This is a genomic window from Pseudomonas sp. Ps21-P2 (assembly GCF_039672565.1).
Taxonomy (GTDB): domain Bacteria; phylum Pseudomonadota; class Gammaproteobacteria; order Pseudomonadales; family Pseudomonadaceae; genus Aquipseudomonas.
The window spans coordinates 72220-97012 of record NZ_JBDFPL010000012.1 but is presented as its reverse complement, the minus strand read 5'-3'; the positions used below and the strand labels follow the sequence as shown (position 1 = coordinate 97012).

The following is a 24793-nucleotide window of genomic DNA, read 5'->3' as shown; positions in this document are numbered from 1 at the left end:
GCTTAGCGGTCCACGTCGGCCATAACGAAATCGATACTACCCAGGTACGCAATCAAGTCCGCGACCATGCTGCCTTTGATCACCGAAGGGATCTGCTGCAGGTGCGGGTAGCTCGGGGTGCGAATCCGGGTACGGTAGCTCATGGTGCCGCCGTCGCTCGTCAGGTAATAACTGTTGATGCCCTTGGTCGCTTCGATCATCTGGAAGGATTCGTTGGCCGGCATGACCGGGCCCCACGAAACCTGCAGGAAGTGGGTGATCAGGGTTTCGATGTGCTGCAGGGTGCGTTCTTTCGGCGGCGGCGTGGTGAGCGGGTGATCCGCCTTGTACGGGCCGGCCGGCATGTTGCGCATGCACTGCTCGATGATTTTCAGGCTCTGGCGCATCTCTTCGACGCGGACCATGCAGCGATCGTAGGCGTCGCCGTCGTGGGCCAGGGGCACTTCGAATTCGAAGTTCTCGTAACCCGAATACGGACGTGCCTTGCGCAGGTCGAAGTCCAGACCGGTCGCGCGCAGGCTGGGCCCGGTGACGCCCCATTCCAGCGCTTCCTTGGTGTTGTACGCAGCGACGCCCACGGTACGACCCTTGAGGATGCTGTTCTGCAGCGCTGCCTTGGTGTACTCGTCGAGACGCTTGGGCATCCAGTCGATGAAATCCTTGACCAGTTTTTCCCAGCCGCGCGGCAGGTCGTGGGCGACACCGCCGATGCGGAACCAGGCCGGGTGCAGACGGAAACCGGTGACGGCTTCGATTACGGTGTAGGCGCGCTGACGGTCGGTGAACGTGAAGAACACCGGGGTCATGGCGCCCACGTCCTGGATGTAGGTCCCCAGGAACAGCAGGTGGCTGGTGATGCGGAAGAACTCGGACATCATGATGCGGATGACGTTGACCCGATCCGGCACGGTGATGCCGGCCAGTTTCTCGACCGAGAGCACGTACGGCAGGTTATTCATCACGCCGCCGAGGTAATCGATGCGGTCGGTGTACGGAATATAGCTGTGCCAGGACTGGCGCTCGGCCATCTTCTCGGCGCCACGGTGGTGGTAACCGATGTCCGGCACGCAGTCGACGATCTCTTCGCCGTCCAGCTGCAGGATGATGCGGAACGCACCGTGGGCCGAAGGGTGGTTCGGGCCCAGGTTGAGGAACATGTAATCCTCGTTGGTGCCGGAACGCTTCATGCCCCAGTCTTCCGGGCGGAAACGCGCGGCTTCCTCTTCCAGTTGCTGCTTGGCCAGCGTCAGGCTGTAGGGGTCGAACTCGGTGGCGCGGGCCGGGAAGTCCTTGCGCAGCGGATGACCTTCCCAGGTCGGCGGCATCATGATGCGGGTCAGGTGCGGGTGGCCCGGGAAGTCGATCCCGAACATGTCCCAGACTTCACGCTCGTACCAGTTGGCGTTCGGCCAGATGCTGGTCACGGTCGGCATGCTCGGGTCGCTTTCGGACAGCGCGACCTTGATCATGACGTCGCTGTTACGTTCTATCGACATCAAGTGATAGAACACGGTGAAGTCAGCGTCGGGCAGGCCACGGCGCTTGGTGCGCAGGCGCTCGTCGACGCCGTGCAGGTCGTACAGCATCACGTACGGCTTGGGCATCTGACGCAGGAAGGTCAGGATTTCGATCAGCCGCGCACGTTGCACCCACAGCACGGGCATGCCAGTGACGGTGGACTGGGCGCTGAAGGCTTCAGCGCCAAAACGGTTATGGAGTTCAACGACGACCTCTTGGTCGTCAGCCTTGTGAGGCGGGATGTACAGAGCGGTGTCTGCAGTCATAGGTCTCGATCGCTATCGGTCAACGTACAGAATGAACCCAGGTTCAGGCTTCTTTTTGTAAAAGAAAAACTGGATCAGACTTCGTCGGGGCTGCGCAGGTTGGTCACCGCAATACGCTGTTCGCGGCGCTGTTCCTTCTGCGACGGCATCTCGGCGCGATAAACGCCCTGATCACCGACGACCCAGGAAAGGGGACGACGCTCCTGGCCAATGGATTCCTGCAACAGCATCAAGCCTTGCAGAAATGCCTCTGGACGGGGCGGGCAGCCGGGCACGTAAACATCCACAGGGAGGAATTTATCCACGCCCTGAACCACGGAATAGATGTCGTACATGCCACCGGAGTTGGCACAGGCGCCCATGGAGATGACCCACTTGGGCTCCAGCATTTGCTCATAGAGGCGCTGGATGATCGGGGCCATCTTCAGAAACGGGGTGCCGGCGATGACCATGAAATCCGCTTGGCGCGGCGATGCCCGGATCACTTCAGCGCCGAATCGCGCGATGTCGTGGGGCGCCGTGAAGGCGGTGGTCATTTCCACATAGCAGCACGACAGGCCGAAGTTGTACGGCCAAAGGGAGTTCTTGCGACCCCAGTTGACCGCGCCATTCAGCACGTCTTCGAGCTTGCCCATGTAGATGTTTTTGTGGACTTGGTCTTCTAACGGATCGGAAACGACTTCGCGTTCGCCGATGGGGTACTGCTCGTTAGGAGCATCCGGGTCGATCCTGGTGAGATTATATTGCATTGCCAAAGCCTCATTGTTTTAGCTTCGCCTGCCGGTTACGACGACCAACGGGAGCCCAATCGAGCGCCCCTACCCGCCATAGGTAGACAAGACCTGCCAACAGAATTGCTATGAAAACGAGCGCTTCGGCGAAGCCGGTCCAGCCGCTTTCGCGGACGGACACAGACCAGGCGTACAGAAAGAGGGCTTCAATGTCGAAAATCACGAAGAGCATCGCGACCAGATAGAATTTTGCCGAGAGCCGCAGACGGGCGCCGCCGGTGGGCAGCATGCCGGATTCGAACGGTTCGTTTTTACTGCGGCCCCAGGCTTTGGAACCCAGCAGGCTGGAAAGGCCGAGCATGAAGGCGCAGAGGCCGACGACACCAAGGAGAAACACGGCGAAGCCCCAATTGTGGGCAATCAATCCTGTCGAGTCGGGCATGCTGGCAGTCCTTAACAGAGAGCAAAGGTCTCTGGGCTTGGAAAAGAAGTAGAAGCAGTGACGATATGTCGCAGTGCGATCAATTCCGGGATTTTATGTGCAAAAGGAGGGCAAGTAAATTTTCTGCATCAAATTTATTCGCAGGATTAATGAGATAGGTCACGGTTTTCATGCTTAGCCCCAGCGGGGGCGGGCATCGAAGAGGGTTTGGAGAAATCTGTTTCTTACGGCGCGGCGACAGTTCGGCCTGACTTAAATGATAATAAATATCATTTGGCGGCTCTATTTGATGTGTGTCACTGGAAGGTGACGAAGTTCCCGTTTAATTAGCCGGGAGAGGAAGACGGTTATTGAGTGTGTGGTTAATTAACTTTTAGGCGCTGATTTGAGTTGTCTATCGTTAATAGTTGACTGGCAACGTAGGTTAAATCCCTCACTGTCATCAGAAAGCCGCCCGTAGGCGGCCTCTGAATTCCTATTGCGTAGTGGCTTAATGGAACTGTTCTTCTTCCGTCGAGCCCGTCAGTGCGGTCACTGAAGACTTGCCGCCCTGAATGACCGTGGTCATGTCATCGAAGTAGCCGGTGCCCACTTCCTGCTGGTGCGCTACGAAGGTGTAGCCCTTGGCGGCGTCGGCAAACTCCTGTTCTTGCAGTTTCACGTAGGCGGTCATGTCGTTGCGGGCGTAGTCGTGCGCCAGGTTGAACATGCTGTGCCACATGTTGTGGATGCCGGCCAGCGTGATGAACTGATGCTTGTAGCCCATTGCCGACAGCTCGCGCTGGAATTTGGCGATGGTCGTGTCGTCCAGATTCTTCTTCCAGTTGAAGGAAGGCGAGCAGTTGTAGGACAGCAGCTGATCCGGGTATTCCTTTTTGATCGCTTCGGCGAAGCGACGGGCCTCGTCCAGATCCGGCTTGGCGGTTTCACACCAGATCAGATCGGCATATGGCGCGTACGCCAGGCCGCGGGCAATCGCCTGGTCGAGGCCGGCGCGTACTTTGTAGAAGCCTTCCGGCGTGCGGGTGCCGGTCACGAACGGCTGGTCATACGGGTCGCAGTCCGAGGTCAGCAGGTCTGCGGCGTTGGCGTCGGTACGCGCCAGAATGATGGTCGGCACGCCGGCAACGTCAGCCGCCAGGCGTGCGGCCACCAATTTCTGTACGGCTTCCTGGGTGGGCACCAGCACCTTGCCGCCCATGTGACCGCATTTTTTCACGGACGCCAGTTGGTCTTCGAAGTGGACGCCTGCAGCGCCTGCCTCGATCATGCTCTTCATCAGTTCGTAGGCGTTAAGCACGCCGCCGAAACCGGCTTCGGCGTCGGCCACGATCGGCGCGAAGTAATCGATATAGCCTTCGTCGCCCGGGTTCTTGCCGGCTTTCCATTGGATCTGGTCGGCACGGCGGAACGAGTTATTGATGCGCTTGACCACGGTCGGCACCGAGTCCACCGGGTACAGCGACTGATCGGGGTACATCGATTCGGCGGAGTTGTTGTCCGCCGCGACTTGCCAGCCAGACAGGTAAATCGCCTGGATGCCGGCTTTGACTTGTTGCACGGCCTGACCGCCGGTGAGGGCGCCCATGCAGTTGACGAAATCCTTGTCGGGTCGGAAGGACGGCTTGGCGCCCTGGGTCACCAGGTTCCACAGCTTGTCAGCGCCCAGCTTTGCAAACGTGTGTTCAGGCTGAACCGAGCCACGCAGGCGGACGACGTCAGCAGCGGAGTAGGTGCGGGTTACGCCTTTCCAGCGTGGATTCTCGGCCCAGTCTTTCTCGATGGCTGCAATTTGTTGTTCGCGTGTCAGTGCCATGGGGTAAACCTCGTTGCTTGGTGTTGTGGGTCTTGAGGTGAAGCTCCTTGCTTCGCCGGCGCCGGGTTTCTTCAAGGCGCACTGATGGCTGCTCACTGAATCGGAAAGCATGGTTTCTCAGTCATATTTTTTCGCCATCAGGATGATGAGGCGATGAAGCTGCCTTTTGGGCGGAAATGACGTTAATCGGCACGAACATGCTGAGTTCGAGCGCGATCAGGAGGCGTTCTGCACGACCTCCGATCAGCGGGAGCGAGGCCATCATGCCTCGGTGATTTTGCCTCGTCAAACACTTTGTAGTGCTTTTTTGAGAGCACTACATCCTTCGTCTAATACGACTTGTCGGTCAGTTTCAGGCGTGTGAGTGCTGGGAAGGGGAAGTCAGCGCGGGTACTGGGCGGTCACGGTATGGAGGCAGGATGTAGTGCCGGATCGGGCACTACATAATTGGCGGTATCTAACCGGAATAGCACGGATGGCCACGGTCCATGTGGGAGCGAGCTTGCTCGCGAAAGCCTTGTGTCAGCCACCAGAGAGCCATTGGCTGCACCGGCCTCTTCGTGAGCAAGCTCACTCCCACAATTTTGTGCAGTGGCTAAATCACCCTTGGGCTTGGCATTGCGATAACGAGCAGTTCCCCTCAATCCAGGCTATCGACCTTCACCCGCAGCTGCATGTCGTTGCTGCCCTGTGTCGAATAGCGTCGGACGACGCCATGCTCGTCGGCGCGGGACTGATCGCTGGCGCCGGCCAGCGTGATCCACTCACCCAGCCGACCACTGACTTGCGTGTCGGTGCTCTGCACCTTGATGGCGTCGGCCTGTTGCTGGCTCATGCGGTCGTTGTTGGTGCTGATGCTCAGGTGGACGATGTCACCGGTGACCGTCGCGGTGACGTAGAAGCCCTGGGTCACGTTGCGGTATTGCGTGTTGGTCTGCGGGTAGCCATAGCCATCGGACTGCACCGTGGTGATCGGTACGCTCTGGCCCATCTGAATCAGCGCCGGCGTCCCTTCGTTGGCCTGAACCTGTTGCACGCCACCGTCGCGACTGGCGGTGCCGTAATTCTGGATGCGCGTGCGGCCGTCGGCGCTGATGCGTCCGTCCTGGGAACGCACGGTGCCATTGACCGAGTAACCCTGGTCGCTCTGGACCGTGCTGTCACTGGTGTCGACGCTGATCATAAGTCGCTTGGGCGCGGTATCGAGTTGACCGAGCAGGTCGCGCAGTTCGCTGATCTTGTCCGGTTCGGCGTTGACGATCAGCTTGTTGCCATAGGCATTGACGCTGCCTTCGTTGCCCAGAAACGACTTTACGGTGGGCAGCAGATCGTCGCTGGTGCGGTAATTCAGGGGGATGACTTCAGTGGCGGCCGCAGCCGTGAAGCTGCAAGCCAACAACAGTGAAGCGAGGAGGGTGCGTAATGACATCGATGTGGTCTCCGCGAGGGGCGCGTCTGAACGACGAGTTTGCCAGTTTGTCGGCCCGCGCAGCACCAAGTTGAATCGCAGGCAGCAAAACGCCCCGGTGCTCGCGTTTCAGCATAGACAGCTGAGGCGCGAAAGCCGGGGCGCCGGGTGCAGCAATGGGCAATCAGTGCGAGTCGCGCACCATGTCCACGTGGGGCAGGCCGGCTTCGAGGAACTCGTCGCTGACCACGCTAAAACCGAAGCGCTCGTAGAGTGCCGTGGCATGAACCTGAGCGCTGAGCCGCTGCTGTTTCAGGCCGCGGCGCTCTGCTTCGGCGAGGATCGCGGTGATCAACGCTTCACCCACGTTCAGGCCACGCCAGTCTTTGAGCACGGACAACCGGCCAAACTCACCGTCCGGCAACAGGCGCGCGGTGCCCACGGCGTAATCGCCTTCCAGCGCCAGAAAATGCAGAGCGTCTGCATCTTCCGAGTCCCATTCCAGTTCGGGCGGCACCGACTGCTCGGACACGAATACAGCGTCGCGAATGCGCCGAATGTCGGCGTTGTCTTTCTGCCAGTCGGCTACCCGTACGTGGATCTTATTCATCAGCAAACCCCAGACTTCCTTGTTTGACCAGCTCACAGAGCAGGTTACGTCCATCGTCATCTGCCAGCCATTGGCCCAGATTGTCGATATGCAGCGCATCGGCTGCACAGATCATTTTCAACAGTTCGCGCAGATGGCCCGGCAACAGACGGCTCTGACCGCTGGCGAACAACAGCAGGTCGTCGTCGACTTCCGACCACGCCAGTCGCGCGCTCGGGTTGCGGATCAGCACGGCGCCCTGTTCCAGACTGTCGAGCAGCTCGCTCTCGGCCAGTTCCGGGCCGACCACCAGCTCGGGATAACGCGGCTCGGTCATGAACTGGCCGAACCAGGTCAGCAGCAGGCGCTCGTCACCCATGTGCTCGGCCAGCAAGCCCTTCAGGCGATCAAGGGCATCACGCTGAATCTGGTGCGGATCGCTGACCGGTTGCGCGTCGGCATCGGTGTAGCGTTCTTCTTCAGACATGAACTGGCTGAGGAAGTCCGTGAAGTGGGTCAGCACTTCAGCGGCGCTTGGCGCGCGGAAGCCCACCGAATACGTCAGGCACTCATCCACCGCGACGCCGCAGTGGGCCAGACGTGGCGGCAGGTAGAGCATGTCGCCTGGTTCCAGCGTCCACTCGTCGGTACCCTGGAAGTCGGCGAGGATGCGCAGGTCGGCGTGCTCGAGCAGTTTGCTCTCTGCGTCGCACATCTGGCCGATCTGCCAGTGACGCTTGCCGTGGCCCTGCAGCAGGAACACGTCGTAGTTGTCGAAGTGCGGACCGACACTGCCGCCCGGTGCGGCGTAGCTGATCATCACGTCATCGATGCGCCAGCTTGGCAGGAAGCGGAAGTTTTCCAGCAGTTCGCTGACTTCAGGCACGAACTGATCCACGGCCTGGACCAGCAAGGTCCACTCACGCTCCGGCAGTTTGCTGAATTCGTCTTCTGCGAACGGGCCGCGGCGCAGCTCCCACGGGCGCTCGCCTTTCTCGATGACCAGGCGCGATTCAACTTCTTCTTCCAGCGCCAGGCCCGCCAGTTCGTCGGCGTCGATCGGGCTTTGGAAATCCGGAATGGCCTGACGGATCAGCAAAGGTTTCTTCTGCCAGTAGTAACGCAGGAACTCGCGCGCTGTGATGCCACCTAGGAGCTGAAGAGGGATGTCAGGATTCATGTGTAACCTATTGAAAAAACGAGTTTTTACGACGGGAATAAAAACGCCCGGCTCAGCCGGGCGTTCAGAGCGTGTGCAGTGCGGTCAGATGCGCTTGGCTTGCGCCACGGCGTTGCCGATGTAGTTCGCCGGCGTGAGCTTTTTCAGCTCAGCCTTGGCTTCGGCAGGCATGTCCAGACCGTCGATGAAGGTCAACAGTGCTTCAGGGCCGATGCCCTTGCCGCGCGTCAATTCCTTGAGCTTCTCGTACGGGTTCTCGATGTCGTAGCGACGCATGACCGTCTGGATCGGCTCGGCCAGGACTTCCCAGCAAGCGTCCAGATCGGCGGCGATCTTCTGCTCGTTGAGTTCCAGCTTGCCGATGCCTTTCAGGCTCGCTTCGTAGGCAATCACGCTGTGAGCGAAGCCCACACCGAGGTTGCGCAGCACGGTTGAGTCGGTCAGGTCACGCTGCCAGCGGGAGATCGGCAATTTGCTGGCCAAATGCTGGAACAGCGCGTTGGCGATGCCGAGGTTGCCTTCGGAGTTTTCGAAGTCGATCGGGTTGACCTTGTGCGGCATGGTCGACGAGCCGATTTCGCCGGCGATGGTGCGCTGCTTGAAATAGCCCAGGGAGATGTAGCCCCAGATGTCGCGGTCGAAGTCGATCAGGATCGTGTTGTAACGGGCGATCGCGTCGAACAGCTCGGCGATGTAATCGTGCGGCTCGATCTGCGTGGTGTAGGGGTTGAAGCCCAGACCCAGCTCGTCTTCGATGAAGGCGCGGGCGTTGGCTTCCCAGTCGATGTCCGGGTAGGCCGACAGGTGCGCGTTGTAGTTGCCGACGGCGCCGTTGATCTTGCCCAGCAGCGGCACGGCAGCGACTTGAGCGATCTGGCGTTCCAGGCGGTAAACGACGTTGGCCAGTTCCTTGCCCAGGGTGGTCGGCGAGGCTGGCTGACCGTGGGTGCGCGAGAGCATCGGCACGGCGGCGAAGCGGATCGCCAGCTCGCGGATCGACTCGGCGATTTCCCGCATCAACGGCAGCAGCACGGTGTCGCGGCCTTCGCGCAGCATCAGCGCGTGGGACAGGTTGTTGATGTCTTCGCTGGTGCAGGCGAAGTGGATGAACTCGCTGACCTTGGCCAGCTCCGGCAACTTGGCCGCCTGCTCCTTGAGCAGGTACTCGATGGCCTTGACGTCGTGGTTGGTGGTGCGCTCGATCTCTTTCACGCGCTCGGCATGCTCGAGAGCGAAATCGTTAGCCAGGGCATCGAGGAGGGCGTTGGCCTCGGCGGAGAATGCCGGCACTTCAGGGATTTGCGGGTGAGCCGCCAGGCGTTGCAGCCAGCGTACTTCCACCAGGGCGCGGAAACGGATCAGGCCGTACTCGCTGAAAATCGGGCGCAGGGCCTGGGTTTTGCCGGCGTAGCGGCCATCTACAGGGGAAACCGCAGTGAGCGAAGAAAGCTGCATGGGGTGTTCTCGGACTGTCAGGCGACGAAAAGGGGCGCGTATCATACATGAAAATTCCGGTCAGCCGAGGCTGGCTGACCGTTATGACTCGCGCGATGTCAGGTTCGGAGCGGGCTGAATGGGGTTGGCCACTCAGCGGTGAAGCAATGGATACAGTTCTTTCAATAACTTGCGGCGGCTGATGACCAGTTGCCAGCGGTGGCCGCCCACTTGTCGCCAAAGGCGTGCGCAGCGAATACCGGCAAGTAACAGCGCGCGGATTTTCGAGGCGTTGTTGGGTTGCTGCAGATTGCGCATGTCGCCGTGGACCTGAATCCGTTGACGCAAGGTGCTCAGGGTGTCCTGATACAGCGCGCCGCTGGCAGCAATGACGTTTTCGTGCGCGATACCGAAATGCTCGACTTGGGATTTGATCTGCGGCAGGCGCTTGCCGATGGTGTCGAGCATGTCCTCGCGCTTGGACAGTTGACGTTCCAGGCCCAGCATCGCCAGGGCATAACGCAGGGGTTCCCGTTGCAGCGTGGCCGGATCCCGTTCCAGAGCGCTGGCGAGGGCGCGATAGCCCTCGTGCAGATTCAGGTCGTCGCCACCGAACACGTCCAGCGTGTCTTTCGGGTCCATGACCAGCAGCGTGCCCATCAGGCAGCCAACAGCCGCTTCACCGGCCTGGCCGGTCTTGGCGATGCGATCGACCAGCACAGCGGCCTGAAAGACTCCGGCCAGGGCGACAAGTTGTTCCTGAATCGGGGTCATCAACGTGCATCCCTGGTGTGCCACGGCTCGGCGATTTCGATAACGCCGCCGCCGAGGCAGACCTCGCCGTCGTAAAACACCACGGACTGGCCCGGCGTCACGGCGCGTTGCGGTTCGTCGAAGGTGGCGCGATAGCCGGTCTCGGTACGTTCCAGTGTGCAGCTCTGGTCGCTCTGGCGGTAACGCACTTTGGCGGTCAGCTGGCGCGGGCTGCTGAGGTCGATCGGATTGACCCAGTAGATCTCCGACGCGAGCAGGGCGCGGGAGAACAGCCACGGGTGTTCGTTGCCCTGGCCGACGATCAGCTCGTTGTGCTCCAGATCCTTGACCAGCACGTACCACGGCTCATCGCCGGCGTCCTTCAGTCCGCCGATGCCCAGGCCCTGGCGCTGGCCGATGGTGTGGTACATCAGGCCGGCATGCCGACCGATGACCTCGCCCTCGGTGGTCTTGATTTCGCCGGGCTGCGCAGGCAGGTATTGCTTGAGGAAGTCGGTGAAACGACGCTCGCCGATGAAGCAAATGCCGGTCGAGTCCTTCTTCTTCGCGGTCGCCAGCTGGTATTTCTCGGCGATGGCACGCACCTCGGGCTTCTCCAGTTCACCGACCGGGAACAGGGTCTTGGCGATCTGCTCACCGCCGACGGCATGCAGGAAGTAGCTCTGGTCCTTGTTCGGGTCCAGGCCCTTGAGCAGTTCGGTGCGGCCGTCGATGTCGCGGCGGCGCACGTAGTGCCCGGTGGCAATCAGGTCAGCGCCGAGCATGAAGGCGTAGTCGAGAAAGGCTTTGAACTTGATCTCGCGGTTGCACAGGATGTCCGGGTTCGGCGTGCGCCCGGCTTTGTATTCTTCGAGGAAATGCTCGAAGACGTGATCCCAGTACTCGGCCGCGAAATTCACGGTGTGCAGTTTGATACCGATCTTGTCGCACACAGCCTGGGCGTCCGCGAGGTCGTCCATGGCGGTGCAGTATTCCGTTCCGTCGTCTTCTTCCCAGTTCTTCATGAACAGGCCTTCCACCTGGTACCCCTGCTCCATGAGCAGAAGGGCGGAGACCGAAGAATCCACGCCGCCGGACATGCCGACAATGACGCGCTTCTTTTCTGTATCGGAAAAGGCTGAATCAGACATAGGAATTCGATTGGGTAGCAGCAGGAAAGGGCGCGATTCTAGCAGGGAGTCGGCGCCAAGGCTAAAAGCTATTCAGTTGCACAGACGCATGGGATGAGTAGGACCTGCTTCAGCCGGGAAAGGGCCAGTCAGTCGCGTACAACGTCCAGAATGTGAATCGGGCCTGCCAGGTAGTCGTCGATGCAGCGCAATACCAGCTTGCTGCGCCAGCGCTCCGGTTGACGGGCGAGTTCGTCGCGGCTGAACCAGGGCGCGCCGACGATGCCGGTGTCCAGCGCACGGTCGGGGTGGTGCCGCGTTGCTTTGGCCGAAAAGCACACGCGCTGGTAGGTCACGCCATTCGATGGCGCTGTGTACAGGTAAATGCCGACGACGCCCGTCAGTTCGACGTCCCAGCCGGTTTCTTCCAGCGTTTCGCGGATGGCCGCTTCGCGCAACGTTTCATCAGGCTCGAGGTGCCCGGCAGGCTGATTGAGCACGAGCTTGCCGTTTTTCAATTCTTCGACGAACAGGAAACGGCCATCGTCTTCGATGACGGTTGCGACGGTGATGTGGGGGTGCCAAGTCATGGATAGCTCGGAGAATATAAATAAGGTTTCGGAGCATAGCCGCTACAGTGACCTGCCTCAAACCCGTCCTCTTGGCTACCGTTGGTCTTATCCAGCATTTGCTTTTCTTGCCAGGGAAAAATAGTGCTTAACTGAAAGATAAGGTTGTTGTATCAGTGCGCAAGTCCGCATTCATTGAGTGCCGGATATCGTCGCCCGTTATAAATGGAGAAGTACATGAACACTATGGATGGTGATAAAGGCCGGTCGTGCGCCTGTCGGTATGTAGACGTTATTGGATGGCGACCTATCGTTTTCGGGGTGATACTTCTAATTGGATTAATGCAAAGAGGGTGGGCGGGGCCGCTTGAAGTGGGAGGCGAGCAGCGGGGCAGTGCAGCAGCGTCGCCGGAGGTAATATTACAAGCCAAAGACCGCAGTCTTCAGAAAACTGAACCCGACCACGCCGGAGTAGGCAACAGCGCGCCATACATTCGGGATTTTTCCAAGCCCTATAATGAATATGTCTGGGTAACGGCTCATAACGGTTATCTGAATGACCTGGACGAACAGTTGGAGCGAGGTGTTCGCGGATTGATGTGGGACGTTCACCCCTTCAGGCTGGGGGCCTATCCCGACTACTGGACCGAGGCCTATTTGTGTCATGAAACCTTGGGCGGTTACGAGGAGAGTCCGTGCGCTCCTGCATCCAAAACAAGAAAACCATTCAAGGACGAACTGCAAAAAGTCATGCGGTTTCTTGATAAGGAAGAGAATAAATCCGCTGTCGTTACTATATTGCTGCAAGATCGAGTCGAACGCCGATTTATCGAAGAGGCCTTTGCCAGCGTGCCTGGTTTGTCGGACTACGTATTTGATGTTAGAGACTACATTCGCGATGATCATTGGCCAACGTTGCAGCAAATAATCGACAGTCACAAAAGGATCATCTTTTTCGTTGAGAACCTCAATGGTGAGTATTCAACGCCGGCCAAGCCTATCTACCTGGCGAAGGGTTCAAATTTCAAGGTGGAGAATACCTATGATCTGGGATCTACAACCTCTGATAACTGGGAGTGTGTTACTCGCTGGTCAGACATCCCGCTGACAACTCCTTACGCCTCGGAAGTCGGGTTTACATCGTGGCCCAGGCTTTTTACCCTGAATCAGTTCCACACGTTGTTTTCCTCCCCCGCCCATGCCGCCCAGATCGACAATAATTTAACGTGGATGGAACACCGGATTGACCGTGCGTGCGCGGTCGCAAATGAGAAACGGTTGATTCCCAACTTCCTCGCTCTGGATTACTCCCAAGTGGGTGATGCGGTCGCCTATGCCGGTGCATTGACCGAGGGCGGCGTCTACTTCTATGAGGATAACAACGGTGTCTCCGAGGCTCATCCAGATTCAACGCTTCACGCAGGTCCCACCAGTGCTTTGAACTCAGACGTCGTCTGCGTCTTGCCCACCAGTGTCGAGTGGGATATTCGCTTAAAAGCTGCAGGGTGCGAGAACGACGAAACACGATCCCTTGCACTTAGGGGTGTCAAGAAAGGCACCAGTATAAAAGTCTTCGATCAACCTAATGCGAGCAAGTCGGACGACTACACCGTCATCAACGTGTTGCGTGACATCGGGCTCAGCGAGCGAGTCGTGGTGGGCAGTTATGAGCGCTCTTACACCAACGCAGATGTAGAGGTGACCTATCACCCTCACAACGGTCTTGATGGCAAGGTCTCACACATCATTATCGAGCCCGAGACAGGCAGCATCATGCCTAAAATAAAATTGGCTGACGACAGCGACAATGACGTTTGCTCTGTTCCGGTGGATGCGGCCATTTCATTTGAGTTGGGCGGCAATGATGATGCTTATGGATGTTCAAACGATGATGCCCAGTCCTTTGTGCTGACGGGGGCTTTAGCCGGCAGCACTATCACGCTCTTTGGTACTAAAGATGCGTCCGAAACCTGTTCGCAGGGTTGCGTCAGATTATTTGTACGCAAGGACATGACCGCTCCCTTCAGCATTGCCAATCTGGATGGGTTCGGTGCGAGCACGGAAAGTGCTGACGGATCGGTATTGGCTGTTCGATATGGGGGCGATCAGCAACTGGCGGGCAAGGTCTCTTATATGAAGGTGTCACTGGACAGCTTTACGGGCCAGGACGTCGTGCCAACAAGTGCGGAGGCCGATGGCTCTTTTGGTAGTTGGGGGGCTAAAGCTCAGTGCCCGGTCGGCCGGTTTGCCTGGGGGTTCAGTTTGAAAATCGAAAAGAACCAGGGTAGCGGAGATAACACCGGGCTTAACTCAGTCAGAATGTTTTGTTCAGAAGACGCTCAGTCAAACCCGATCGAGAGTGCCGGGGGAAGTTGGGGGGGCTGGAGCGCGACGTATAAGTGCGCCCCTTCGAACGGGTCGCTCAAGGGTTTTGCCATGAGGACGCTGTGGCCCAGAGATCACAGCGACGAGGTGGTCGCAACCGACCTCATCGGTATTTGCCAGGACGGTACCCGGATCGGCGGAGCAATGCCTGAAGACTGGGGAGTCTGGAGCAGCGATTTTATCTGTCCTGCGGATCTGTACGCCGCAGGGTTTATAACGCGGCTCGAGGGTTATCAGGGGGAGGGTGACGACACTGCCCTGAACGGCATGAGGATGTATTGTGCCCGCAGCTTTGACGAGGTGTTGCCAACAAAGCCGGTCATACAGCAAGTGACCCCTGGAACGTCTGTGATCTACTGGGACGATTCCGTGAACCAGGACGGCATCGCCGAGTTCGAGATATCGGGTGATGGCCGAGTGTTGGGGAGTACCCACACCAACTTCTATGAATTCAACACGCAAGGCATCAGTGAGGTGTCCGTCGTAGCGGTCGATTTTGATGGCAATCGTTCTGCGCCCTCATCCGTGGCGGTTCCGGCGTTCGATGCCACACCGCCCGCCACGCCGACAGGGCTGAAGGTCGTCAATCACCAGGACGGGTTGTTTGAAATAAGCTGGGATGAGATCGCGGGCTCCGCAAGCAGCCTGGCATATGAGATTTCCTACGATGGACAGGTGCAAGGGGTAACGCCTGAAACGTCGATAGCGATCGACGAAGCTGTCACACCGCTCAACTTCATGCTGGCCGTTCGTGCTCACAAGTTTAATGACACTTATTCGGCGCCCGTATCCCTGTTTATCGACAGGACCCCCCCTCAGTCACCTTCAGACTTGAGTTTCAGTGACCTGCAAAGCCACTCGTTGAAATTGAGCTGGGCCGCGTCGTCTGACGAGACGAAAATGAAGGGGTACGCGGTTTACAGGGATGGCAGCCTGTTGGCCGAGACGGCAGGCACGACATTCACTGTCGAGGGGTTGGAGATCGGTGTGAACTACACCTTCGCTGTCCAGGCCAGGGACGCCGCTGATAACCAGTCAGCTGTTGTTTCTGTGTTCGTTGATCGTGAAGCGCCGTCTACGCCCCGTGGCATTGAATACAGCGATGTGACACCGACATCGCTGAAACTTTCATGGCTTCCCTCAGACGATAATGTGGGTGTGGTCGGGTATCGCATTGTGCGGGACGATGGCGCGACCTTCGATACCGAAACCCCCGACTACCACGACACCACGCTTAAACCCTTGACGACTTATCGTTACAGTGTGAGCGCTTACGACGCCAACCTTAACCCATCGCAGTCCACGATGCTTTTGGTGGATCGCGAACCACCGTCAGCGCCGTCCGGGGCCCGATACAGCGAGGACACAGGCACCACGTTGCTTATCCAGTGGACCGCCTCCACCGATGATGTCGGCGTAACGGGTTACCACATCTACCGAGATGATCTGCCTGAGGCGATCGGTGAAACTGATCTGACGACGTTCACTGCATCGGGCCTGACCCCCGCAACGACCTACACCTTTCACCTGGAAGCGTTCGATGCCGCCGGCAATCAATCTGCCCGCGCCCTGCTGCTTGTTGATCGGGTTGCGCCAGTGCTTGCGCCGTTCTTTTATGCCTATGGCGCGAATGGTGCTGAAACAGACACGCCACTGTTGAAGTGGGAGGACGCAACCGACGACACCGACGTGGCCGGCTACGAACTATCGGTGGATGGAAGCGTAGTACAAACCGCCAGCGAAAGACCCGTCAAGACCGCCGATCTGGGCCTCAGCACTGGCGAAAACCATACCTTTGGTCTTAGGGCCTATGATGCGGCGGGTAACTATTCAGCCCCTAAGGAACTCGTGATGTATCACGGCCGCCCCTCGATGCCGATAGACCTAAAAGGCACGTTAATGCCAGGTGGTGGGGTTATCTTCGATTGGGACAGGGGTGATCCGTCAACCACCCTGTATTCAATCCAGACAGACGCAGGGGTTGAGACCGAGCAACCTGACGTTCGATTCCCCACATTGGTCAATGAGGCGCTTGACCCCCCTTCGGTCGCCGTGAAGCTAGAGGCCATCAACAGCGAAGGCGCCAAATCGTTAAGTATTTTCTGCAAGAAAACGGATCCAGCCACGCCCACCTTTGACCGCTGTGAGCCCAGCGATTACACGAACACCAGGCATACGCTCAACGTGAAGCCTCCCCGGCCATAGCAATGCCAGGTCGTTTGCCGGCCTCAGTGACCTACAAAAAAGAAACCCGGCGCGAGGCCGGGTTTCGTTTTGCATCCTTGCAGTACTGCGTAGCGCTTACCGTCTTACTTCAACGCATTGATCGCGTCATTCAGGGTCTTGCTTGGGCGCATGGCGTTGCTGGCCAGTTCCGGGGTAGGGAAGTAGTAGCCGCCGATGTCCAGTGGCTTGCCCTGCACGCTGTTCAGCTCGGCGACGATGGTCGCTTCGTTGTCAGCCAGGGTTTTTGCCAGCACCGTGAACTTGGCTTGCAGCGCCGTATCGTCGGTCTGTGCCGCCAGAGCCTGAGCCCAGTAGGTGGCCAGGTAGAAGTGGCTGCCACGGTTGTCGATACCGCCGACCTTGCGCGATGGCGACTTGTTGTTGTCCAGGAACTGACCGGTGGCCTTGTCCAGAGCAGTAGCAAGTACCAGCGCTTTCGGGTTGTCGTAGACGTTGCCCAAGTGCTCGAGGGAAGCAGCCAGTGCCAGGAATTCGCCCAGGGAATCCCAGCGCAGGAAGTTCTCTTCGTTCAGCTGTTGAACGTGCTTCGGCGCCGAACCACCTGCGCCGGTTTCGAACAGACCACCGCCACTCATCAGCGGCACAATGGACAGCATCTTGGCGCTGGTGCCCAGCTCCATGATCGGGAACAGGTCGGTCAGGTAGTCGCGCAGCACGTTACCGGTCACCGAAATGGTGTCCTTGCCCGCGCGGATACGCTCCAGGGAAACCTTCATCGCGTCGACCGGCGACTGGATGCTGATGTCCAGGCCTGCCGTGTCGTGATCCTTCAGGTAGTGCTCGACCTTCTTGATCATCGCCGCATCGTGGGCGCGCTCAGGGTCCAGCCAGAAAATCGCCGGGGTGTTGCTCAGGCGCGAACGGTTGACGGCCAGTTTGACCCAGTCCTGAATCGGCGCGTCCTTGGTCTGGCACATGCGCCAGATGTCGCCGGCTTCAACGTTCTGCTCCATCAGGACCTGACCTTTGTCGTCGGTCACGCGGACCACGCCATCGGTTTCGATCTGGAAGGTTTTGTTGTGAGAGCCGTACTCTTCGGCTTTCTGCGCCATCAGGCCAACGTTTGGCACGCTGCCCATGGTGGTCGGGTCGAAGGCGCCGTGTTGCTTGCAGTCTTCGATCACGGCTTGATAGATGGTTGCGTAGCAGCGATCCGGGATCACGGCCTTGGTGTCCTGCAGGACACCGTCGTTGTTCCACATCTTGCCGGAATCACGAATCATCGCCGGCATCGAGGCGTCGACGATGACGTCGCTCGGCACGTGCAGGTTGGTGATGCCTTTGTCGGAGTTGACCATCGCCAGGGCAGGGCGGGTCGCATAGACGGCTTTGACGTCCGCTTCGATCTGCGCTTGCTGGTCGGCGGGCAGGTCTTTGATGCGGGCGTACAGGTCGCCGATGCCGTTGTGCAGGTTGAAGCCGATTTCTTTCAGGACCTCAGCGTGCTTGCTCAGCGCTTCCTGATAGTACTCGGCGACGAACTCGCCAAACATGATCGGGTCCGAGACCTTCATCATGGTGGCTTTCAAATGCACGGAGAACAGCACGCCGAGCTTCTTGGCGTCTTCGATTTCACGGGCCACGAAAGCGCGCAGGGCTTTCTTGCTCATGACCGCGCAGTCGATGATCTCGCCCGCAAGTACCGACGTCTTGTCCTTCAGCACGGTGGTGCTGCCATCTTTGCCGATCAGCTCGATCTTCACGGCGCCAGCGGCTTCGATGAGCGAGGATTTTTCGCTGCCGTAGAAGTCGCCGTTGTCCATGTGCGCCACGTGGGACTTGGAGTCCGCAGACCAGGCGCCCATTTTGTGCGGGTGCTTGCGCGCGTAGTTCTTGACGGAGAGCGGCGCCCGGCGATCAGAGTTACCTTCACGCAGCACCGGGTTCACGGCACTGCCTTTCACTTTGTCGTAGCCAGCCTGGGCAACCTTGTCGGCTCCGGTGACGACTTCATCCGGATAGTTCGGGATGTCGTAGCCCTTGGCTTGCAGTTCCTTGATCGCGGCCTTCAGTTGTGGAACCGAAGCGCTGATGTTCGGCAGCTTGATGATGTTGGCTTCCGGCGTGGTCGCCAGTTGGCCCAGCTCTGCCAGATCGTCGGACACCTTCTTGTCACCCAGGCGCTCGGGAAAGCTGGCGAGGATGCGGGCTGCAAGCGAGATGTCGCGGGTTTCAACGGCGATGTCAGCGGAGGCGGTGAACGCTTCGATGATAGGCAGCAGTGAGTAGGTGGCGAGGGCTGGCGCTTCGTCAGTGAAGGTGTAGATGATCTTCGAGCGGTTGGACATATTCGGGATAACTCTCTTCTTTGCTGAGCGTACACAAAATTTCGAGATGCGCAGGGTAGGCACTTTCGCCCAAAGTATCGATGAGCCGAAAGTCGAGAATTTCGTCGCGTGATAGGGGGTGCATCAGTCGAGCGTCAAACGGTCGGACCCGGGTAGCGGTCCGGCCTGTCGAGGGCTGAAAGCCTGGGTTCAGGTGGTTCGGCCCCCAATGACCCAACGGTCACCGGCGCTGAGTATATCACTGCACCCGGCCATTACTACGGTACTCGTGTGACGGCTTTGCGGTGCCCGGGACGATTGCGCAGGTCTCGGGATGCGTGAGGATTCCCCGGGAAAACCGTGCAGCCCTTGCGCCACGGGGCCTGCGGCAACCTGTCGCAGTTAGCGGGTGTGAATCCGTCCCGACGCGTAACGAGGCGGATTTCGACTAAAGGAGCACCTGGGCCACAGTTGCGTTGGCTCGCTTCCCTATATAGATGCACGATAGATGCACGCAACGGGGCAGCGAAGGCACAAAAAAAGCCGGCCAACCCTGATGGATTGACCGGCTTATCGAATCTCGCGCTTGAACGGTCCGGCTCAGGCGTGATTGTTGCGCTATGCCCGCTGTTCCTCGGGTTGCCTCTCGTGATGAGGGACGGCCTGATGGTTATCAGCGGAGATCTTCGCGCTGATTTTAATGGCGTGAAGACCTTTCGGTCCCTGGATGATTTCGAAATTTACCGGCTGTCCGGCCTTCAGGGTTTTATAGCCATCCATACTGATCGCCGAGTAGTGTGCAAACAGGTCCTCGGACTTGCCATCTTCGACGATGAAGCCATACCCCTTGGCGTTGTTAAACCACTTGACCTTACCGCTTAGCATAGTCACATCCCTCTGCAAAGGACTCCGATGGGAGTATCATCACCTCTCATCCGCCGGACCTAAAAAATTTTGGTTGACTGCGCGGACCCTTTTTACCCAATGTGGGTTCTATTGTTTGTAACACCGATTGGCCGATAGTCAAGGTCAAGCGGCGGTCCAGTTGAAAACCGGTATCACCGCCACCACTTATTTCAATCACGTCCTCTGTGAACCTTCTTTACCATGCATGCAATCAGCAAGATTCGACTAACATTCAATCAGGATGACCCGCATCCCCATGAGGACGATGCGTCGGGCACCGCTGTACAGGAAGCCAAGCCGATATTGCAGGTGCCGCCTATGTACAAGGTGGTTTTGTTCAACGATGACTACACCCCGATGGATTTCGTTGTCGAAGTGCTCGAGGTGTTTTTCAACCTGAATCGTGAGCTGGCGACCAAGGTCATGCTGGCCGTCCATACAGAGGGACGGGCCGTTTGCGGATTGTTTACCCGCGACATCGCCGAGACCAAGGCTATGCAGGTCAACCAGTACGCCAGGGAAAGCCAGCATCCGCTACTCTGTGAAATCGAGAAGGACGGTTAACGCCGGACACTTGGGTATGAGGTGAAGCTATGTTAAACCGTGAGCTCGAAGTCACCCTCAATCTGGCTTTCAAGGAGGCCCGCTCTAAACGTCATGAGTTCATGACCGTCGAGCACCTCCTGCTGGCCCTATTGGACAATGAGGCTGCCGCCACCGTACTGCGTGCCTGCGGCGCAAACCTCGACAAACTCAAACACGACCTCCAGGAGTTCATCGACTCCACCACGCCGCTGATCCCCGTGCATGACGAGGATCGCGAGACCCAACCTACACTCGGCTTCCAACGCGTTCTTCAGCGTGCGGTTTTCCATGTGCAGAGCTCCGGCAAGCGAGAAGTCACTGGCGCAAACGTGCTGGTGGCGATCTTCAGCGAGCAGGAAAGCCAGGCAGTGTTCCTGCTCAAGCAGCAGAGCGTTGCCCGTATCGATGTCGTCAACTATATCGCCCACGGTATTTCCAAAGTGCCGGGGCATGGCGATCAATCTGAAGGTGAGCAAGATATGCAGGATGACGAGGGCGGTGAGTCTTCTTCCTCAGGCAATCCTCTGGATGCCTATGCGAGCAACCTGAATGAGCTGGCCCGTCAAGGCCGCATCGATCCGCTGGTAGGGCGCGAGATGGAAGTCGAGCGCGTCGCTCAGATTCTCGCGCGGCGCCGCAAGAACAACCCGCTGCTGGTGGGCGAGGCCGGGGTGGGTAAAACCGCCATTGCCGAAGGCTTGGCCAAACGCATCGTCGACAATCAGGTGCCGGACCTGCTGGCCAACAGCGTCGTGTACTCCCTCGACCTGGGCGCACTGCTGGCCGGCACCAAATACCGTGGCGATTTCGAGAAGCGCTTCAAGGCGCTGCTCGGCGAGTTGAAGAAGCGTCCGCATGCGATCCTGTTCATCGACGAAATCCACACCATCATCGGTGCCGGCGCTGCGTCCGGTGGCGTGATGGATGCGTCCAACCTGCTCAAGCCGTTGCTGTCGTCGGGTGATATCCGTTGCATTGGTTCGACCACGTTCCAGGAATTCCGCGGCATCTTCGAAAAAGACCGTGCGCTGGCCCGTCGTTTCCAGAAGGTCGACGTCTCGGAGCCGTCTGTCGAAGACACCATCGGCATTCTGCGCGGCCTGAAGGGCCGTTTCGAACAGCATCACAATATCGAATACAGCGACGAAGCCCTGCGTGCCGCTGCCGAACTGGCATCGCGCTACATCAATGATCGTCACATGCCCGACAAGGCCATTGACGTGATTGACGAGGCGGGCGCCTATCAGCGGCTGCAACCGGTGGAAATGCGCGTCAAGCGCATTGAAGTGCCGCAGGTTGAAGACATCGTGGCGAAGATCGCGCGGATTCCGCCGAAGCACGTCAACAGCTCCGACAAGGAGTTGCTGCGTAACCTGGAGCGCGACCTGAAGCTGACCGTGTTTGGTCAAGACGCAGCCATCGACTCGCTGTCCACCGCCATCAAGTTGTCCCGTGCAGGCCTCAAGTCCCCGGACAAGCCTGTCGGTTCGTTCCTGTTCGCAGGTCCGACCGGTGTCGGCAAGACCGAGGCAGCGCGTCAGCTGGCCAAGGCGCTGGGTATCGAGCTGGTGCGTTTCGACATGTCCGAGTACATGGAGCGTCACACCGTATCGCGTCTGATCGGTGCGCCGCCGGGCTATGTCGGTTTTGATCAGGGCGGTCTCCTGACCGAAGCCGTCACCAAGCAGCCGCATTGCGTGCTGCTGCTCGATGAAATCGAGAAGGCGCACCCTGAAGTCTTTAACCTGCTGCTGCAGGTGATGGACCACGGGACGCTCACCGACAACAACGGGCGCAAGGCGGACTTCCGCAATGTGATCGTGATCATGACCACCAACGCCGGTGCTGAAACGGCCGCGCGCGCTTCGATCGGTTTCACCCATCAGGATCACTCCTCTGATGCGATGGAAGTGATCAAGAAGAGCTTTACGCCGGAATTCCGCAACCGTCTGGACACCATCATTCAATTCGGTCGCCTCAGCCATGAGGTTATCAAGAACGTGGTGGACAAGTTCCTCACCGAGCTTCAGGCGCAGCTGGAAGACAAGCGCGTATTGCTGGAGGTGACCGACGCGGTGAGGGGTTATCTGGCCGAGGAGGGTTACGACGCAGCGATGGGTGCACGCCCGATGGCACGTCTGATCCAGGACAAGATCAAGCGTCCGCTGGCCGAGGAGATTCTGTTCGGCGAGTTGTCCGAGCACGGCGGTGTGGTACACATCGACATCAAGGACGGCGAGATCTCGTTCGATTACGAAACCACGGCTGAACTGGCCTGACGCTTCGGTTGATGCAACAAACCTGAAAGGCGCCGATTGGCGCCTTTTTTGTGTCTGGCTGGTTTTTGGGGTTTGGTTCGGGTTGGCTTGAGAATGTTACTTTGAAGCCCTTCGGGCCTTTTTGCGAGCAAGGTGGAGCGCCACCCCGGTCGCTCCCACATCTTTTGCAACGTGCCGCGTTCTGACGGACCGAGTGCTCTGCCTTTTTTGCAACGTGCCGCGGTCTGTGGGATCGAGTGATGCAGCCTCTATATTCCGCGCACAAAAAAACGCCCGGCATGGGCCGGGCGTTTTTGTTAAGACCTGTTTAGCGGGCGCGGTAAGTGATACGCCCTTTGCTCAAGTCGTAGGGCGTCAGCTCAACGCGGACCTTGTCGCCGGTAAGAATGCGGATGTAGTTCTTGCGCATCTTGCCGGAGATGTGCGCGGTTACGACGTGCCCATTTTCCAACTCCACACGGAACATGGTGTTGGGCAGGGTGTCGACGACAGTGCCTTCCATTTCGAAGCTGTCTTCTTTCGACATGCAGTAAAGCCCTCGGTATCCAATGAATGGCCCGGTGCAAACGGCAGCCAGGCAAAAGCGGGCTGCATTGTGCCCGAAAATTGAGCTTTAAGCCAAGGGCTTCAGTAAAGAGTGACCCATCTTTGATTGGTGAGCAGCTCGATGGGGCGATATTGGGTCTTGTAATTCATCTTTTTGCAGTTCTTTATCCAGTAACCGAGGTACACGGCATGCAATTGCATGCGTGCGGCTTCGGCGATCTGCCAGAGAATCGCGTAACGCCCCAGGCTGCGGCGCTCTTCGGAGGGTTCGTAGAACGTGTAAACGGCCGAAAGGCCGTTGGGCAGCAGGTCAGTGACGGCCACGGCGAGTAGCCGGCCTTCCAGGCGAAATTCGTAAAACCGCGAGAACGGCAGGTCCCGTACCAGGAACGTGGAAAACTGGTCGCGACTTGGGGGGAACATATCGCCGTCCGCATGGCGCTGCTCGATGTAGCGCTGATACAGATCGAAGTACTCCTCACTGAAATGCGGCTTGGTGCTCGTCACTTCGAGGTCGGCGTTCCTTCTGAAAATACGTTTCTGCTGACGATCAGGCACGAACAGCCCGACCGGAATGCGCGCAGGCACGCAGGCGCTGCAGTTCTGGCAGTGCGGACGGTACAAATGATCGCCACTGCGGCGAAACCCCATGTCCGAGAGATCGGCATAGACCTGGACGTCCATCGGCTGGCTGGGGTCGAGGAACAGCGTGGTGGCTTGTTCCTCGGGCAGGTAGCTACAGGAGTGGGGTTGAGTGGCATAGAACTTCAGCCGCGCCAGCTCGGTCATGATCAACCCTCGAGAAAAACCTTGAGTTAAGAGTGTATGCCAGCCGACTCAAACTCGCCTAGGCAGCCAGTCGGCGCAAGTGCTCTTATCCAGATGTTCGCGCAGACAGTCGGCGAAGGTCTGCCGTGGAATCGACCGAGCGCCAAGGCTTAGCAGATGCTCGGTTGGCATCTGGCAATCGATCAGGACAAATCCCCACGTTTGCAAATGTTCGACCAGCGTCGCAAAGCCGACCTTTGAAGCGTTGTCGGCGCGGCTGAACATGGATTCGCCAAAGAACAACTGGCCCATGGCCAATCCATACAAGCCGCCCACCAAGGCGTCGCCGTCCCAGACCTCAACGCTATGGGCGAACCCACGCGCGTGCAGTTCGATGTAGGCCGCCTGCATGGAGTCGGTTATCCATGTGCCGTCTGCGTAGGCCCGAGGTTCGGCGCACGCTTGAATGACCGCCGGGAAGTCCTGATCGAACGTGACCCGATAACGCCCCTGGCGCAGCAACTTGCCCAGACTGCGCGACACATGCAGTTCATCCGGAAACAGCACGGTACGCGGGTCCGGCGACCACCACAGAATCGGCTGGCCCTGCTGATACCAGGGAAAACAGCCATGGCGGTACGCGGCGATCAGGCGATCGGCAGACAAATCGCCGCCGCCGGCCAACAGTCCGTTGGGCTCGCGCATGGCTTTTTCCAGCGCAGGAAAATCAAGGGTGTCGCGTTGTAACCAGGTCAGCATGGCATCCAGACTTTACGAGAGGGGAGGGGAGTCAGCGCGGGTCGTCATTGCGAATTGCAACTCCGTGCTGCAAACGGGGTCACAAGCCGCCTGATCGAACCGGGATGTCGGACCGCTTGATTTCTTCATTCCAGCATGGCCTTTTGACAGTTCAAGGAACCAGTAGCTACGCGTCATAAGCCTTTGTCGGCAAAGAAAATGCGTGCCGCAATTGT

19 protein-coding genes are annotated in these 24793 nt (G+C 58.5%); 3 read left to right on the top strand and 16 right to left on the bottom strand.

All coding sequences use genetic code 11. The annotated features are described in order from the left end of the window. Window positions 1-2 precede the first annotated feature (2 nt). From nuoC to ABEH28_RS25135, 11 genes are all read right to left on the bottom strand, one after another. Window positions 3-1784, bottom strand: a complete 1782-nt coding sequence (gene nuoC, locus ABEH28_RS25185; RefSeq protein WP_346631389.1) for an NADH-quinone oxidoreductase subunit C/D — start codon at window positions 1782-1784, stop codon at window positions 3-5. A gap of 74 nt (window positions 1785-1858) precedes the next feature. Further along, complete coding sequence (locus ABEH28_RS25180; RefSeq protein WP_065989126.1) at window positions 1859-2533, bottom strand: NADH-quinone oxidoreductase subunit B; 675 nt, start codon at window positions 2531-2533, stop codon at window positions 1859-1861. Between the two features lie 10 nt (window positions 2534-2543). Beyond that, window positions 2544-2957, bottom strand: coding sequence for an NADH-quinone oxidoreductase subunit A (locus ABEH28_RS25175; protein ID WP_037008823.1), 414 nt, complete (start codon window positions 2955-2957; stop codon window positions 2544-2546). Window positions 2958-3447: 490 nt separating this feature from the next. Beyond that, entirely contained in the window at window positions 3448-4773 is a 1326-nt protein-coding gene (aceA, locus tag ABEH28_RS25170; RefSeq protein ID WP_346631388.1) for an isocitrate lyase, read from the bottom strand. Window positions 4774-5413: 640 nt separating this feature from the next. Continuing rightward, window positions 5414-6202 (bottom strand): secretin N-terminal domain-containing protein, encoded by a 789-nt coding sequence (locus ABEH28_RS25165; protein WP_346631387.1) that lies wholly within the window; start codon window positions 6200-6202, stop codon window positions 5414-5416. A 163-nt stretch (window positions 6203-6365) separates the two neighbouring features. After that, on the bottom strand, window positions 6366-6791 hold the full coding sequence (locus ABEH28_RS25160; protein WP_282370064.1) for a GNAT family N-acetyltransferase: 426 nt from the start codon (window positions 6789-6791) through the stop codon (window positions 6366-6368). Then, entirely contained in the window at window positions 6784-7950 is a 1167-nt protein-coding gene (locus tag ABEH28_RS25155; RefSeq protein WP_346631386.1) for a cupin domain-containing protein, read from the bottom strand. The genes ABEH28_RS25160 and ABEH28_RS25155 overlap by 8 nt, the downstream gene beginning before the upstream one ends. Before the next feature lie 84 nt (window positions 7951-8034). Further along, window positions 8035-9405 carry an adenylosuccinate lyase gene (gene purB, locus ABEH28_RS25150; RefSeq protein WP_192174841.1) on the bottom strand — a complete coding sequence of 457 codons (1371 nt, stop codon included), beginning with the start codon at window positions 9403-9405 and terminating at the stop codon, window positions 8035-8037. A 132-nt stretch (window positions 9406-9537) separates the two neighbouring features. After that, complete coding sequence (gene hflD / locus ABEH28_RS25145; protein ID WP_346628115.1) at window positions 9538-10158, bottom strand: high frequency lysogenization protein HflD; 621 nt, start codon at window positions 10156-10158, stop codon at window positions 9538-9540. Further along, on the bottom strand, window positions 10158-11288 hold the full coding sequence (gene mnmA / locus ABEH28_RS25140; protein ID WP_192174839.1) for a tRNA 2-thiouridine(34) synthase MnmA: 1131 nt from the start codon (window positions 11286-11288) through the stop codon (window positions 10158-10160). Before mnmA ends, hflD begins: the two co-directional genes overlap by 1 nt. 128 nt (window positions 11289-11416) lie before the next feature. Then, entirely contained in the window at window positions 11417-11857 is a 441-nt protein-coding gene (locus ABEH28_RS25135; protein ID WP_346631385.1) for an NUDIX hydrolase, read from the bottom strand. Between the two features lie 216 nt (window positions 11858-12073). Between ABEH28_RS25135 and ABEH28_RS25130 the strand changes: the two genes are divergently transcribed. Beyond that, window positions 12074-16426, top strand: coding sequence for a fibronectin type III domain-containing protein (locus ABEH28_RS25130; protein WP_346631384.1), 4353 nt, complete (start codon window positions 12074-12076; stop codon window positions 16424-16426). 104 nt (window positions 16427-16530) lie between these two features. Here ABEH28_RS25130 and ABEH28_RS25125 read toward each other — a convergent pair whose 3' ends face one another. Then, entirely contained in the window at window positions 16531-18756 is a 2226-nt protein-coding gene (locus ABEH28_RS25125; protein WP_346631383.1) for an NADP-dependent isocitrate dehydrogenase, read from the bottom strand. Window positions 18757-19353: 597 nt separating this feature from the next. Then, window positions 19354-19620, bottom strand: coding sequence for a cold shock domain-containing protein CspD (gene cspD / locus ABEH28_RS25120; protein WP_192174835.1), 267 nt, complete (start codon window positions 19618-19620; stop codon window positions 19354-19356). A gap of 222 nt (window positions 19621-19842) precedes the next feature. Here cspD and clpS point away from each other — a divergent pair, with 222 nt between their 5' ends. Both clpS and clpA read left to right on the top strand, forming a co-directional pair. Then, a complete protein-coding gene (gene clpS, locus ABEH28_RS25115; RefSeq protein ID WP_122536342.1) occupies window positions 19843-20205 on the top strand; it encodes an ATP-dependent Clp protease adapter ClpS in 363 nt (120 codons plus the stop codon). A gap of 29 nt (window positions 20206-20234) precedes the next feature. After that, window positions 20235-22505 carry an ATP-dependent Clp protease ATP-binding subunit ClpA gene (clpA, locus tag ABEH28_RS25110; protein WP_346631382.1) on the top strand — a complete coding sequence of 757 codons (2271 nt, stop codon included), beginning with the start codon at window positions 20235-20237 and terminating at the stop codon, window positions 22503-22505. 307 nt (window positions 22506-22812) lie between these two features. On the opposite strand, the gene infA is transcribed toward clpA, so the two are convergent. The 3 genes from infA to aat all read right to left on the bottom strand — a co-directional run bounded on the left by infA (window position 22813) and on the right by aat (window position 24578). Next, window positions 22813-23031, bottom strand: a complete 219-nt coding sequence (infA, locus tag ABEH28_RS25105) for a translation initiation factor IF-1 (protein ID WP_002553999.1) — start codon at window positions 23029-23031, stop codon at window positions 22813-22815. A 101-nt stretch (window positions 23032-23132) separates the two neighbouring features. Further along, entirely contained in the window at window positions 23133-23840 is a 708-nt protein-coding gene (locus tag ABEH28_RS25100; protein WP_282370044.1) for an arginyltransferase, read from the bottom strand. Between the two features lie 48 nt (window positions 23841-23888). Next, a complete protein-coding gene (gene aat / locus ABEH28_RS25095) occupies window positions 23889-24578 on the bottom strand; it encodes a leucyl/phenylalanyl-tRNA--protein transferase (RefSeq protein ID WP_346631381.1) in 690 nt (229 codons plus the stop codon). Window positions 24579-24793 lie beyond the last annotated feature (215 nt).